The organism is Streptomyces sp. SDT5-1, from assembly GCF_052245995.1.
Lineage (GTDB): Bacteria > Actinomycetota > Actinomycetes > Streptomycetales > Streptomycetaceae > Streptomyces.
This window is the reverse complement of sequence record NZ_CM125963.1, coordinates 2,974,544-2,988,650: the sequence shown is the minus strand read 5'-3', so window position 1 is coordinate 2,988,650 and position 14,107 is coordinate 2,974,544. Positions and strand designations below refer to the sequence as shown.

Sequence of the window (14,107 nt, the reverse complement as noted above, 5' to 3'; positions counted from 1 at the left end):
ACCCGTAACGGGTAGTGTTCAGCTAACTTCGCTCCGCGAGGAAACCCCCTCCGGCCTGGGGAAACGTCAAAGCCTTCGCACGGTGCTGATGCAAATTCTTGTGATCTATGTCGCGGAACCGCACCTGTGAAGGCCGGGACAAAGTGGCCGAAGACACTGCCTATCCGTCAAATCCCGGTGGACAGACAGGTGAAGGAGCAGTTGCCTGCGTCTTACCGGGTGTGCGGCGAATGTCGGCGAAGCGGCCGACTCGGGCGGGAGGTCCGAAAAGCGTGGCGAACGCGGAACACGGAGGAGCGGCGCCGGGGTCCACGGATCCGGTGACGGGTCGGCTCGGCGTGCTGCGCGTCGGCCTGTGGCTGATCGCGGCCGTGCTCGGCGCGCGTCAACTCGTCGCGGTCCTGCGCACTCCACCGGGGGAACGGCTCACCGATCTGGAGACCTGGATCGGACCCGAAGGAGTGCTGCACGTCAGCGGCTCCCTCTACGACGCGCCCGACCGGTTCACCGGACCCCCGTTCGCCGGACTCGTCCTCAAACCGCTGGCCCGCGCCGCCGAACAGGCCCTGGGCTGGGGCTGGACGTTCGGCTCGCTCGCCCTCGTCGTCGCCCTCGGCCTGGTAGCCGCGCGCGCCCTGCCGCCCCCCGTCTCCCGGCGTACCGCTCAGTTCGCCGCGCCCGTCGCGATCAGCCTGCTCATGCTGTCGCTGCCGGTGCGCAACGCGTTCACCCTCGGCCAGACCAGCGTCCTGCCCGTGCTCCTGGTCCTGCTCGGCTGCTTCGTGGCGCGCGGCCAGATCGCGTCGGGCGCGCTCATCGGCGTCGCCGCCGCGCTCCAGCCGACCGTGCTGCTGTTCGCCCCGCTCCTCTGGTTCACCGGCCGCCGCCGCGCCGCTCTCGCGACCGTTGGCGCCTTCGCCGCGGGCACCGGCGTCGCGTGGCTGGCCCTGCCGCGGGACTCCTGGACGTACTGGGTGCACCACCTGGCGGGCGCCGGGCTCGCCACCGATCCCGCGGCGACCGCCAACCAGTCGCTGCACGGCATGCTGCTGCGCTTCGGCCTCAGCGGGCCGCTGGAGATCGCCCTGTTCCTGGCGCTCGGCGCCGCCGTCGCCGCGCTCGGCCTGCGCCGCTCCGTCGCCTGTGCCCGCGACGGGCAGCTGCTGCTCGCCGTCGCCGTCACCGGCTGTGTCGCTGCCGCCGTGTCCCCGACGACCTGGCAGCACCAGCTGCTGTGGGTGCTGCTCGCGGTGGTCGGCCGGGTCGGCGCCAAGGCCGCGGACCGGCCCGTGTGGCCCGTCGCCGTCGTGCTCGTGATGACGCTCCCGGCGAGCATGCTGCTGCCGGAGCTGCCGGTTCTCGCGCCGCTGCGGGACAACCTCGTGCTCGTCGCGGTGCTCGCCGCCGCCTGCGCCGTCCCCTTCCGGCTGCGCACCGACCCGGCGTACGCGCACCCGAGACCCACTCTCTATACGGAGCCCGCCCCCGCGCGCTGGGCGTGGGTGCCACTGCTGCCGGTGTGGCGGCGCGCGCTCTCCCGTCCCAACCTGCTGCTCGAACTGCTCCTCATCCGCGTCGGCTACTCCGCGTACCAGCAGGTCAGAATTCTGGCGGCGGGCGGCAGGGCGCGGGCCGAGGAGCACGGGGCGCAGGTGCACGCCATCGAGCGGTTCCTGGGGCTTGACATCGAGCACTGGGCCAACCATGCGGTGGTTCGGGTGGGATGGCTCCGCGAATTCTTCGACTTTTACTACACGTCCTTTCACTTTGTGGTGCCGCTGACCGTCCTCGCGGTCCTCTACGCGCGCCGCCCCGCGGACTTCCGCTGGGCGCGCGCCTCCCTCGGATTCGCGACGGTCCTGGCCCTCGTCGGCTTCTGGCTGTACCCGCTCGCGCCGCCGCGCCTGATGCCCACGCTGGGCTTCATCGACACGGTCCACGGCGTGCAGGACTTCTCGAAGCCGGACTACGGGACGCTGACCGCGGTCACCAACCAGTACGCGGCGATGCCGTCGCTGCACTTCGGCTGGTCGCTGTGGTGCGGCGTCGTGATCGTGGCCCTCGCCCCGCGGTGGTGGATGAAGGCGCTGGGCCTTCTCCACCCGCTGTTCACGGTGTCCGCGATCGTGGCGACGGGGAACCACTGGGTGCTCGACGCGGTGGGCGGGGCGGTGGTGGTGGGCGCCGGGTTCGGGCTCACGTATGTGCTGTCGGGGCCCCGGCAGCAGCCACTTGGAGCTCCTTCACGCCGTTCAGCCATGCCGCGCGCAGGCGGCGGGGATCGCCTGCCAGACGGAGGTCGGGAACCGCGTCCGCCAGGGCGTTGAAGATCAGGTCGATCTCCAGGATGGCCAGGGACTTGCCGAGGCAGAAGTGCGGTCCCCCGCCGCCGAAGCCGAGGTGCGGGTTCGGGTCCCGGGTGATGTCGAAGCTGTCCGGGTTCTCGAAGACCTCGGGGTCGTGGTTGGCGGAGGAGTAGAAGAGGCCGACCCGGTCGCCCGCCTTGATCTTCTGCCCGCCCAGCTCGGTGTCCTGCGTGGCGGTCCGCTGGAAGGAGACGACGGGGGTCGCCCAGCGCACGATCTCCTCGGCCGCGGTGCTCGGGCGCTCCCGCTTGTAGAGCTCCCACTGGTCGGGGTGGGTGAGGAAGGCGTGCATGCCGTGGGTGATGGCGTTGCGGGTCGTCTCGTTGCCGGCGACGGCGAGCAGGATCACGAAGAAGCCGAACTCGTCGGACGACAGGTTGCCCTCGTCCTCGGCCGCGACCAGCTGCGTCACGATGTCCTTGGCCGGGCACTTCTTGCGGTCGGCCGCGAGGTTCATCGCGTAGCCGACGATCTCCATGGCGGCCTCGGCGCCGATCTCCTCGGTGATCGCGTACTCGGGGTCGTCGTACGCGACCATCTTGTTCGACCAGTCGAAGACCTTCGCGCGGTCCTTCTGCTCGATGCCGATGAGTTCGGCGATGGCCTGGAGCGGCAGCTCGACGGCGACGTTCGTGACGAAGTCGAACGCCCCGTCGGGGCCCGCCTGTCGGACCGCCTCGGCGACGATGTCGCGGGCGCGGTTCCTGAGCCTGTCCTCCAGGGACCGGATGGCGCGCGGCGTGAACCCGCGCTGCACTATCTGGCGCACCCGGGTGTGCTCGGGCGGATCCATGTTGAGCATGATCATCTTCTGGACGTCGATCTGGTCGCGCTCGATCGACGAGTTGAAGCGGATCACGGCGGTGTTGATGTTGGACGAGTAGATCTCCGGGTGGGTGGAGACGTATTTGACGTCGGCGTGCCGGGTCACCGCCCAGTAGCCGGAGTCGTCGAAGCCGGATATGCCGGTCTCCTGCTGGATCCAGCGGACCGGCTCGGCCTGGCGGAGCTGGGCGAACTCCGGGTATGGCACGCGGTGTTGGAGGAGATCGGGGTCGGTGAAGTCGAACCCGTCGGGCAGCGCGGGGCACGGCATGGAGTCACTCCCGTGGTGGTCTGACGATCCGTCAGTTGTGGCTGTGAAGGTAATAACGGGTTCTAGAAGTGGCAAGGGCCACGGCCGTGTCGGTTCGGTGCGTTGTGCGTGCAAGCCCCTTGCGTACCGGGGGTAAGGGCCCCGAGACTGCAAGCAGAACTGGTACGCGTTCTAGTTTCGCGCGCACGCGGTCCGCCGCGAGATCCGCCCAGTTCTGGTCGTGCTGGTCCGGGAATCCTGGAGAGGACGTAGGTCATGGCAGCCGAGCCCGTCATCGTCGAAGCCGTACGCACCCCGATCGGCAAGCGCGGCGGCGCGCTGGCCAATCTCCACCCCGCCTATCTGTTGGGCGAGACGTACCGCGAACTCCTCGGGCGCACCGGCATTCAGCCGGACTGCGTGGAGCAGATCGTGGGCGGCACGGTCACGCACGCGGGCGAGCAGTCCATGAACCCGGCGCGCACGGCGTGGCTCACGATGGGGCTCCCGTACGAGACCGCCGCGACGACCGTGGACTGTCAGTGCGGCTCGTCCCAGCAGGCCTCGCACATGACCGCGAACATGATCGCGGCGGGCGTCATCGACGTGGGGATCAGCTGCGGCGTCGAGGCGATGTCGCGGGTGCCGCTCGGGTCTGGTTCGAAGCACGGGCCGGGCAAGCCGTTCCCCGACGAGTGGAACGTGGACCTGCCCAACCAGTTCGAGGCGGCCGAACGCATCGCGCGCAAGCGGGAGTTGACCCGGGAGAACGTGGACGCGCTCGGGCTCGTCTCCCAGGAGCGGGCCGCCACCGCCTGGGCCGAGGAGCGCTTCAAGCGCGAGACGTTCGCCGTGCAGGTGCCCACCACGGAGGAGGAGCAGGCCGCCGGGCAGGGCATGTGGCGGCTCGTCGACCGCGACGAAGGGCTGCGCGACACCAGCATGGAGGGTCTCGCCGGGCTCAAGCCCGTCATGCCGACCGCCGTGCACACGGCAGGGAACTCCTCGCAGATCTCCGACGGGGCGTCGGCGATCATGTGGGCTTCGAAGCGGATGGCGCGGGCGCTGAAGCTGAAGCCGCGGGCCCGGATCGTGGCGCAGGCGCTGGTCGGGGCGGATCCGCACTACCACCTCGACGGGCCGATCGACGCGACGCGGGCGGTGCTCGGCAAGGCGGGCATGACGTTGAAGGACATCGACGTCGTCGAGATCAACGAGGCGTTCGCCTCGGTGGTGCTGAGCTGGACGCAGGTCTTCGAGCAGGACCTGGAGAAGGTGAACGTGAACGGCGGCGCGATCGCCCTCGGCCACCCCGTGGGCGCGACCGGCGCCCGCCTCATCACGACGGCCCTCCATGAACTGGAGCGCCGCGACAAGGAGTTCGCGCTGATCACGATGTGCGCGGGCGGAGCGCTGTCGACGGGGACGATCATCCAGCGGCTCTAGATCCGCCGTAGGCAGCCGGAGGCTTCCGGGCGGCGGCGCCGAGGTCGCCGAGTGGTTCGGTCCCGCAAGGTGACGACAAACGAGAACGAGGCGGCACCGGAAGGTGCCGCCTCGTTTCAGGGCCGGTCAGTTCAGGGCCGGTCAGTACCAGCCGTTGGCCTGCCAGTGGGACCAGGCGCCGCAGGCGCTGCCGTAGCGGTCGTTCATGTACTTGATGCCCCAGTCGATCTGGGTCTCCGGGTTCGTCTTCCAGTCGGAGCCGGACGACGCCATCTTGTTGGCCGGCAGCGCCTGGACCAGGCCGTAGGCGCCGGTGGACGCGTTCGTCGCGTTCGGGTTCCAGCCGCTCTCGTGGGACACGATCTTGTCGAAGCAGCTGAACTCGGCCGAGTTCGAGATCTTCTGCTGGGCGATGGCCTTCGCCGAGCCCGACGTCGACGCGGCCTGGGCCGGGGCCGAGGCGAAGAGGACACCTGTCGTGGCGGCGGCGAGCGCGACGCCGGCGACGGCCTTCTTCGGAGTGGCGATGCGGCGCAGGAGCGTGGCGGTCAAAACGGAACCTTCCGTCGGAGGCAGGGGAGTGCAAGGCGTGGTGCCGTGCGGTGGTTCCACCGAAACAAAGACCGCCGGGCCCGAGCAAGGTCGGCATTTACTAAGGAAAGTCGGACTAGATATTGGATTGAGAGTGTATGGGCGAAATGTCCGTTGTGTGGGCTGGGGGTGGTGAGGCTCCGCTCTACGGTTCTGGTTAGTACGTGACCTGGGTCATGTGGGAGGCCTCACGAGCGCGGCCCGTCGAATGTGACCTGCGCCTCGAACGCGGCCCGCCTCGTCGCCCGCCGCAGCGCCTTCAGCACCGCCCCGCCGACCACCAGCGTCAGCACGACCGTGAGCGCGGCCCGCCCCAGGTCCCAGCCGAGCGACGTCGCCGCGCAGTAGGCGAGGAAACGGGCCAGGTTCTCGTGCAGTGCCGCGTCCGGCTGGTACGCCACGGACGAGGCGAGCGCGTTCATGAACGGCCAGCCCGCGAGGTTCATGATCGTGCCGTACGCGAACGCCGCCAGGAACCCGTACGCCGCGAGCATCACCCGCTCGGCGCGCCCCCGCAGCGACGCCGCGCCCGGCAGCAGACCCGCGCCCATCGCGAACCAGCCCATCGACAGCATCTGGAACGGCATCCACGGCCCCACACCCCCGGTGAGCAGCGCGGACGCGAACATGCTCAGCGACCCGAGTACGAAGCCGAACCCCGGCCCCAGGACCCGGCCGCTGAGCACCATCAGGAAGAACATCGGCTCGATGCCCGCCGTGCCCGCGCCGATCGGCCGCAGCGCCGCCCCGGCCGCCGCAAGCACGCCCAGCATGGCCACCGCCTTCGGGCCGAGCCCGGACTCCGAGATCGTCGCGGCGACCACCGCGACGAGCAGCACGAGCAGCGCCGCGAACAGCCACGGCGCGTCCGCCGCGTGCGCGTTCACCTCGGAACCGGGGCCGGTGATCAACGGCCAGCCGATCCCGACCACACCGACGGCGCTGACCAGGAGCAGGGCGGCGACGGAGCGGGGCCCGAGGCGTACGGGGTTCGCGCGGCCCGTGGTGTCCTGCGGTGTCGTGGTCGCCGTCACGCCAGCGCCTCCCGTACCTCGGAGACCGTGAGCCAGCGCTGCGGCGCGAGGATCTTGGCGACCTGCGGGGCGAACGACGGGGACGCCGTGACGATGTCGGGGGTGGGGCCGTCCGCCACGATCTCGCCGTCCGCGAGGATCGCCACCCGGTGGGTCAGCTCGGCCGCCAGCTCCACGTCGTGCGTCGCCATCACGATGGCGTGGCCCTCCGCCGCGAGGTTCCGCAGGATCGCGACGAGGCGGGCCTTCGCCGCGTAGTCCAGGCCGCGCGTCGGCTCGTCGAGGAGGAGCAGGGGCGGGGCCGCGGTCAGCACGACGGCCAGCGCGAGCGTGAGGCGCTGGCCCTCCGAGAGGTCCCGCGGGTGGGTGTCGTCGGCGATGCCGGGGAGCAGGTCGGTGAGGAGGGCGCGGCAGGTGCCGGGGGCGGCGCCCGCGTCCTTGTCCGCCGCGGCGCACTCCGCCGCGACCGTGTCGGCGCAGAGGAGGTCGCGGGGTTCCTGGGGGACCAGGCCGACCTTGCGGATGAGGTCGCGGGGGGTCGTCCTGTGCGGGGTGGCTCCGCCGACCGTGACCGTTCCCGAGGTCGGCTTGATCAGGCCGACGAGGGTGGAGAGGAGAGTGGACTTTCCGGCGCCGTTGCGGCCCATCAGGGCGAGCACCTCGCCGGTGGTGACCGTGAGGTCGATGTGGCGGAGGGCTTCGATGCGGCCTCTTCTTACGCCGAGGTTTTTCGTTGCGGCCAGAGGGGTTGCGGTCGCGGGGCTCCGCCCCGGGCCCCGCTGCTCAATCTCCCCCAGACTCCGTCCGGGGGTACCCCCTGCAGGGGCTTGATCTGGCCGAGCTGCTCGATCGGCCCCCATGGCTGTGGATGCCAGTCGGTGTTTCAGGTCTCCCGCCGCTCGCCTCGCGTTCCGCACCGTCAGGGGCAGCGGCGTCCAACCCGCCAAGCGGCCCAGGCCCACCACCGGTGGGTACACCGGGGAGATCGCCATGATGTCGGCCGGGGCGCCCACCCTCAGCGGCTCCCCGGCCGCCGGCAACAGCGCCACCTGGTCCGCGTACTGGATGACCCGCTCCAGGCGGTGTTCCGCCATGAGGACCGTCGTGCCGAGGTCGTGGACCAGGCGTTGCAGGACCGAGAGGACCTCCTCGGCGGCCGCAGGGTCGAGGGCCGACGTCGGTTCGTCGAGGACCAGGACCTGAGGGTGCGGGGTGAGGACGGAGCCGATCGCGACGCGCTGCTGCTGGCCTCCGGAGAGCGTGGAGATGGGGCGGTCGCGCAGGTCCGCGAGGCCGAGGAGGTCGAGGGTCTCCTCCACGCGGCGGCGCATGACCTGCGGGCTCAGGCCCAACGACTCCATGCCGTACGCGAGTTCGTCCTCGACCGTGTCCGTCACGAAGTGCGCGAGCGGGTCCTGGCCCACCGTGCCGACGACGTCGGCGAGTTCGCGCGGCTTGTGGGTGCGGGTGTCGCGGCCCGCGACCGTGACCCGGCCGGCGAGCGTGCCGCCGGTGAAGTGCGGCACGAGCCCGCTCACCGCTCCGAGGAGCGTGGACTTGCCGACGCCCGAAGGGCCCGCGAGCAGCATCAACTCGCCCTCCGGCACGTGGAGGTGGATGCCGCGGACGGTGGGCTCCGGTGCGTCGTCGTAGGTGACGGAGACGTTCTCGAAGCGGATCATGACGCTGCCTCCGTCGGCTTGTCGGGAGCGGGAGCGGGTGCGAGGAAGGCCGGGAGGAGCCCGAGCAGGATGCCCGCCGCGGGCCACAGCGGCAGCGAGGGCGCCGCGAGCGGCACGACGGGCGGCTGGAGGGCCGCCGGGTCACGGGCGCCCGCCCAGATCATCACCGCCGCGGCCGCCGCCCCCGACGCCGCGACGAGCCAGGCCCTGACGCCCCACACGTCGGGCCGGTAGCGGGTGCGGACCGTGCGCCGGCCGCCCAGCCACAGACCGCCGAGCGCCGCCGCGACCCCCGCCAGTAGGACCGGGAGCCCGTATCCGGCGCCGGACGCGGCGAGCAGCCCGTACGTTCCCGCGCACACCCCGATGAGTCCGCCGAGGGTGAGCGCGGCCGTGGCCCGGCGGACGGCGGGCGGCACCTCGGCGGTGCGGCCGTAGCCGCGCGCGTCCATCGCGGCGGCGAGCGCCACCGAGCGTTCCAGCGCCCCTTCGAGGACCGGGAGGCCGACCTGGAGCAGCCCGCGCAGGCCCTTGTCGGGGCGGCCCCGCAGCCGCCGCGCAGCCCGCAGCCTGCGCACGTCCGCGACCAGGTTCGGGGCGAACGTCATCGCGACGACGACCGCGACCCCGGCCTCGTACAGCGCGCCCGGCAGGGACTTGAGGAGCCGGGACGGCGACGCGAGGGCGTTCGCGGCGCCCACGCAGATCAGCAGCGTGGCCAGCTTCAGGCCGTCGTACAGGGCGAAGACCAGGCCTTCGAGGGTGACGGGGCCGCCGATGCGGACGCCCTGCGCCCAGTCAGGCAGCGGGACCTCGGGAAGCGTGACCAGGAGGTGGGTGCCGGGGATCGCCGAGCCGAGGAGCGTCGCGAAGACCAGACGGATGCCGAGGACCGCGAGCGCCAGCTTCACGAACGCCCCGTACGAGCGCGCCCACGGCGCCTCGGTGCGGCGCGCCGCCACCACGTAACCCGCGACGCCGATCAGGAGCGCGAGCAGCAGCGGGTTCGTGGTGCGGGACGCGGCCGTGCCGAGGCCGAGCGCCCAGATCCACCAGGCGCCCGGATGCAGGGCGTTGGAGCGGTGCGCCCGCGGGGCGCGCAGCGTACGAGCGGACATCGGGTCAGCCGCGGCGGCGTCGGGCCTGCACGCCCGCCCCGACACCGAGCACGACGACCACGGCGATGCCCGCGATGAGGCCGACGGACGGGCCGGAGTCCCCGGAGTCGCCAGCGTTCTTCTCGGCCGGCTGTCCGGACGCCTTGTCGGTCTTCTCGCCCGACACCTGCTCGCCGCAGCCCGCCTTCGGGTAGCCGGAGATCGCGCACAGCATCGCGCTGCTGTCGTAGCGCAGCGGCTTCGCGACGGCGGCCAGCGCGTCGGCGCTCGTCGCGTCCTCGGCCACCTGCGCGCACGCGGTGCGCGGCTTCGGCGGGGTCTCGCCCGACGGGGCGTCGGCCGCCGTGCCCGCGTCGATGACCAGGGCGATCCGCTTCTCGCCGTCCTTGGCGGGGGTGTCGGCGCAGATCGTGTCGAAGTCCGCGGCGCCGCGCGGCTGCTTCGCGTCCTCGGAGTCCTCGCTCACCGCGAACCGGAAGCCCTGCACGTCCCCGTCCGACGGCTTGGTCTGCGAGGGGCCCGCCGTCGCGTACGTCCATGCCTGCTTGCCGTCCCGCTCCCAGAACGACCAGTACCGGTACCCGGCCGCCTGCGCGGGGGCGGCCGCCACGACGCCGAGCACCAGCGCGAGCAGGCCGAGCAGGAGCCCGGTCCACCTCCGCGCGGTCACGGCTGCTGCTTCTTGCGGCCGCTGAGCAGGAAGCCGGCGCCGACCGCGGCGATGAACATCACGCTGATGATCCACCAGTTGGCTCCGCTGCCGCCGTCGTCCTTCTTCTCGTCGGGGTCGGAGGCGGAGGACTTCGTGGAGGCGGGCTCGGGGCCCGTCTTGTTCAGGGCGCTCACCAGGTCGGTGCCGCCGAAGTCGCGCGGGTCGTTGCCGGTGGCCCGCGCGGCGAAGATCAGCTCGGCGTAGGCGGCGGGTCCGGTCTGCGCGGCCCAGTCCTGCGCGTTCTTCTCCAGCCAGGTGTACGGGTCCTTCGTGTACTTGGTGCCCTCCGCGGCGGCGACGGCGGTGATCGCGTCGGCCGTGTTGCCGTAGTCGGGCTGGTCCTTGGCGCCGGCGAGCTGGGACTTCAGGTACAGGCGCGGCTGGAGCTGGTTCTGGAGGTACACGGCGCCGTTGTGGGCGAGCGCCTTCGCGTCCTTGCCGTCCTCGCAGGTGTACGAGTCCGGGGCGGAGCCCTTGTCGGGCGCGAAGCCGGTGCCGAGGGCGCCGAGCACGCCGGCCGCGGTGGCGTCGGCGTTCGCGGCGAGCCCGCCCTTCTTGTCGGGCTGGTAGGCGAGAGCACCGCCGTCCTCGCCCTTGGAGCACGGCAGGGCGAGGGAGGCGAGGGCGTCGGTCGCGGTCCTCCCCTTGGAGGACTTCACCTCGGACGGCTTCTCGCCCGCCGCGACGAGCGCGCCGACGACGACGGACGTGGAGTTCGCGTCGCTGTCCATGCCGAGGCCGTAGCCCCAGCCTCCGTCGGCGTTCTGGCTCTTCTTCAGCCGGTCGACGCCCTTGGCGACCTCGCCGTCGCGGCCGCCGACCGCGGCGAGGGCCTGGACGGCGGCCGCGGTGGCGTTGCTGTCGATCTTCGTCTTGGTGTCGCAGGGCTTTCCGGGCTCGGCGCGGTAGGCGGCGAAGCCGCCGTTCTCGCACTGCTGGCCCGCCAGCCAGTCGACGGCCTTCGCGGCGGGCTTCACGCCCACCTCGTGCTGCGCGACGAGCGCGAGGGACTGCCGCCACACGCCGTCGTACGTGGGGTCGCCCTTGCCGTAGAGGCCGGACGGGACGGTCACCTTCGGGGAGGGGGAGGCACTGTCCGCGGCCGCGGCGTGCGCGCCCAAGGCGCCGATCGCGATGGTCGCGGCGACGAGCGCGGTGCTGCGGCGCATGTTCATGGTGGGGCGGGCTGCCTCTCCCTGCGGGGAGCGGGGCGGCGCGGCACACGGGGGCACCGGGCGGCTCCGGCTCCGTATTCCTCGACGGTCGTGAGCCGAGCGCGTACGTGCGAGGTGTTCCGGCTCTCACGGTTGCGGGGTCAGCGCCGGATTTGCACCGGCTTCCCCTCGTACGTACGTACTACGACGCCCTAACTGTACCCGGCACCGTGGCCGCGTCCCCTGGGGCTCCGCCGCCTCAGCGGACGTCGACCGGGCCGTCGTCCGCGCCGCCGCGCGGAGCACCCACGTAGCGCTCCACCGCCGAGCCGACGCCGTCCGGGGACTCCCCGGAGAGGTTCTTGCGGACCGAGTCGAGGATCGTGAGGCCCTGGCCGACGAGGCCCGCCGCGATCTCGCCCAGGCCGTCCGCCCCGTTCAGGACGTTGACGTTCGCGCCGGCGAGCCCCGCCGACGCCTCCTTCACGATCTGCGGCAGCTGGTCGATGAGCATCCGGTCGAGCGCCACCCGGTCGTACGACGCCGCGGCCTCCGCCTGGATCTTCGTACGCTCGGCCTCCGCGAGCGCCAGCACCCGGATCCGCTCCGCGTCCGCCTGCGCCGGCTTGACCACCTCGGAGATCAGCTCCTTCTCCCGCAGCTCGGCCTGTTTCAGCGCGAGCTCCGTCTGCGCCTCGAGCACCTCCTGCTGCGCGTGGGCGAGGGCCAGCGGACCCGCCTGCTCGGCCTGCGCCTTGGCGCGGTCCACGTCCGCGTTGTACTCGGCCTGCACGATCGCGGTCTGCCGCGCGTACTCGGCCTGCCGCCGCGACGACTCCTGCTCGGCCTCGGCCGCCGCCTGCGTCGCCTGCGCCTGCGCGATCTTCGCCTGCCGCTGGATGGCCGCCTTGTGCGGGCGCGACATCGCCTCGATGTAGCCGGTGTCGCCGTCGTCGATGGACTGGATCTGGAGCGAGTCGACGTGCAGGCCGATCTTCGCCATCTCCGACTTCGACGTGTCCAGGACCTCCGTCGCCAGCTTCTGGCGTTCCGTGACGATCTCCTCGACCGTCATCGAGCCGATGATCGAACGCAGGTGGCCCGCGAAGATCCGGCCGGTCAGGACCGACATCTGGTCCTGGTCGGAGAGGAAACGCTGACCGGCGTTGACGATCGACTCGTGGTCGTTGCCGACCTTGAACGCGATGACCGCGCGCACGGTCAGGGCGATGCCCTGCCGGGTCACGCACTTCTCGACGACCTCGGCCTCCATCATCGCGAGCGACAGGAAGCGGGTCTTGCGGAACACGGGAAGCACGAACTTCCCGTGTCCGGTGACGACGCGGAACGGAGCTCCCCCAAGTCCCCGCCTGCCGCCCGAGATCAGCATCGCCTCGTCGGGCGCGGGAACGCGATATCCGAACATGCCTGTACGTCTCCTTAGCGGGAGCCGCCCTCGCCACCGGAGAGGAGAGGGTCGTGCCAGGCCATGACCGAGACCTGCCGGCTGCCGCGGGATTCGATCACGAGCACGGTGGCGTGCCGGGGCAGGGGCTCGTCCGAGTACGCGAGAAAGGTCTCGGTCCCGCCCCTGACCTGCACCAGTACCTCGCCCGGACCTTCGGCCCCACGTGTGCCGACGACCAGCTTCCCCGTCCGGCCGACCACAGCCTCGTCCGGCGTCATCGGCGGGTGCCCCCTTGTTGTTCCAGCCTCTTGGGGGCCGAAGATACGCCCCCGTGGGCGCCTCTTCCATGAAAGGCGCGGCAAAGATCGGGGGTGCTAACCGACCGCCGCGTACCGCACGGGGTCGCTGCCCGGGACCTGCTCCACGCGGCCCGTCTTCTCGAGGCGGCGGAGGTGGGCCTCCGCCTCGGAGACCGCGATGTTGCGGGAGCCGTAGGGGATCTGGGCCCAGGGGCGGTTCCACTCCATGCGCTCGGCGAGCTGCCAGGGGGTGAGGGGAGTGGAGAGGAGGCCGAGGAGTCCGGTGAGGCGCTCCTCGTGGTGGTCGAGCAACTCCCGTACGCGGGCCGGGGTGTCGGCGAACGGATGCTGGTGGGCGGGCAGCACCTCCGCCGGGTTCAGGCGCCCGATCCGTTCGAGGGAGTCGAGGTAGTCGCCGAGCGGGTCGGTGACGGTGGCGTCGTCGGGGTCCTCGTAGAGACCGATGTGCGGGGTGATGCCCGGCAGGACGTGGTCGCCGGAGAAGAGCCTGCCGTGGCCCGCGCGGCCCTCCGGGTGCTCCTCCTCCAGGTGCAGGCAGACGTGTCCCGGCGTGTGGCCCGGCGTCCAGATCGCGCGGAGCCTGCGGCCCGGCAGGTCGAGGAGGTCGCCGGGGGTGATGGTGCGGTCCGGCAACGCGGGTGCGAAGCCCGGCAGTTGACGGGGCTTCCCGGAGTCGCGGGCCGCGATCAGCGGGGCGATGTGGTCCTCGGGCGCACCGGCCGCGACCAGCTTCGCCACCATGTACGCGTACCAGCGCGCCGGCTTGTTCTCGCGGGTGCGCCGCACCACCGCGGCGTCCGCCTCGTGCATGGCGATCCACGCCCCGGACGCCTCCCGCACCTTCGCCGACAGGCCGTGGTGGTCCGGGTGGTGGTGCGTGATGAGGACGCCGGTGAGCTCGGAGACGCTCGTGCCGCAGGCCGTCAGGCCCGCGGACAGCGCGTCCCAGGAGGCCGGATCGTCCCAGCCGGTGTCGACGAGCACGGGGCCCGCGTCCGTGTCGACGAGGTAGACGAGCGTGTAGCCGAGCGGGTTGTCGGGGATCGGTACGCGGATGCTGTGCACGCCCCCGCTGTGGTCGGTCACCTGCGTCGCCTCTGCCATCGGACACCCTCCGCCGCTCCAGCCGAACTGCCGCCACTGTACGGGAACTTGTAGAACTCGTTTCAATGGTCGCCCGGGCGAACCGTATCCCGGGGGT

General features: G+C 71.8%; 11 protein-coding genes, 1 pseudogene and 1 riboswitch. Of the genes and pseudogenes, 2 read left to right on the top strand and 10 right to left on the bottom strand.

Annotation, left to right across the window (positions count from 1 at the left end; translation table 11 throughout):
* Positions 1 to 107 precede the first annotated feature (107 nt).
* Positions 108 to 2,183: pseudogene (locus ACTWJ8_RS13975) on the top strand (phosphatase PAP2 family protein); the annotation flags it as partial.
* A gap of 13 nt (positions 2,184 to 2,196) precedes the next feature.
* On the opposite strand, the gene ACTWJ8_RS13970 reads toward ACTWJ8_RS13975, so the two are convergent.
* Entirely contained in the window at positions 2,197 to 3,462 is a 1,266-nt protein-coding gene (locus ACTWJ8_RS13970) for a cytochrome P450 (protein WP_356377507.1), read from the bottom strand.
* A gap of 255 nt (positions 3,463 to 3,717) precedes the next feature.
* Here ACTWJ8_RS13970 and ACTWJ8_RS13965 point away from each other — a divergent pair, with 255 nt between their 5' ends.
* The gene (locus ACTWJ8_RS13965) at positions 3,718 to 4,887 is read left to right on the top strand and encodes a steroid 3-ketoacyl-CoA thiolase (protein WP_443263989.1); all 1,170 of its coding nucleotides are present in this window, start codon (positions 3,718 to 3,720) and stop codon (positions 4,885 to 4,887) included.
* 141 nt (positions 4,888 to 5,028) lie between these two features.
* Here ACTWJ8_RS13965 and ACTWJ8_RS13960 read toward each other — a convergent pair whose 3' ends face one another.
* The 9 genes from ACTWJ8_RS13960 to ACTWJ8_RS13920 all read right to left on the bottom strand — a co-directional run bounded on the left by ACTWJ8_RS13960 (position 5,029) and on the right by ACTWJ8_RS13920 (position 14,010).
* Positions 5,029 to 5,439, bottom strand: coding sequence for a transglycosylase SLT domain-containing protein (locus ACTWJ8_RS13960; protein WP_356377513.1), 411 nt, complete (start codon positions 5,437 to 5,439; stop codon positions 5,029 to 5,031).
* A 227-nt stretch (positions 5,440 to 5,666) separates the two neighbouring features.
* Positions 5,667 to 6,512 (bottom strand): ECF transporter S component, encoded by an 846-nt coding sequence (locus tag ACTWJ8_RS13955; protein WP_356377516.1) that lies wholly within the window; start codon positions 6,510 to 6,512, stop codon positions 5,667 to 5,669.
* Positions 6,509 to 8,194, bottom strand: coding sequence for an ABC transporter ATP-binding protein (locus tag ACTWJ8_RS13950; RefSeq protein WP_443263988.1), 1,686 nt, complete (start codon positions 8,192 to 8,194; stop codon positions 6,509 to 6,511). The genes ACTWJ8_RS13955 and ACTWJ8_RS13950 overlap by 4 nt, the downstream gene beginning before the upstream one ends.
* Positions 8,191 to 9,312 carry an energy-coupling factor transporter transmembrane component T gene (locus ACTWJ8_RS13945; RefSeq protein ID WP_443263987.1) on the bottom strand — a complete coding sequence of 374 codons (1,122 nt, stop codon included), beginning with the start codon at positions 9,310 to 9,312 and terminating at the stop codon, positions 8,191 to 8,193. The genes ACTWJ8_RS13950 and ACTWJ8_RS13945 overlap by 4 nt, the downstream gene beginning before the upstream one ends.
* A 4-nt stretch (positions 9,313 to 9,316) precedes the next feature.
* Entirely contained in the window at positions 9,317 to 9,982 is a 666-nt protein-coding gene (locus ACTWJ8_RS13940) for an SCO2322 family protein (protein ID WP_443263986.1), read from the bottom strand.
* Positions 9,979 to 11,199, bottom strand: coding sequence for a prenyltransferase/squalene oxidase repeat-containing protein (locus ACTWJ8_RS13935; RefSeq protein WP_443263985.1), 1,221 nt, complete (start codon positions 11,197 to 11,199; stop codon positions 9,979 to 9,981). Before ACTWJ8_RS13935 ends, ACTWJ8_RS13940 begins: the two co-directional genes overlap by 4 nt.
* A gap of 104 nt (positions 11,200 to 11,303) precedes the next feature.
* Positions 11,304 to 11,380: riboswitch (adenosylcobalamin-variant (AdoCbl-variant) riboswitch) on the bottom strand.
* A gap of 57 nt (positions 11,381 to 11,437) precedes the next feature.
* Entirely contained in the window at positions 11,438 to 12,604 is a 1,167-nt protein-coding gene (locus ACTWJ8_RS13930; protein ID WP_356377531.1) for a flotillin family protein, read from the bottom strand.
* Between the two features lie 14 nt (positions 12,605 to 12,618).
* Positions 12,619 to 12,864, bottom strand: a complete 246-nt coding sequence (locus ACTWJ8_RS13925; RefSeq protein ID WP_356377534.1) for a hypothetical protein — start codon at positions 12,862 to 12,864, stop codon at positions 12,619 to 12,621.
* A gap of 96 nt (positions 12,865 to 12,960) precedes the next feature.
* Positions 12,961 to 14,010, bottom strand: coding sequence for an MBL fold metallo-hydrolase (locus tag ACTWJ8_RS13920; protein WP_443263984.1), 1,050 nt, complete (start codon positions 14,008 to 14,010; stop codon positions 12,961 to 12,963).
* Positions 14,011 to 14,107 lie beyond the last annotated feature (97 nt).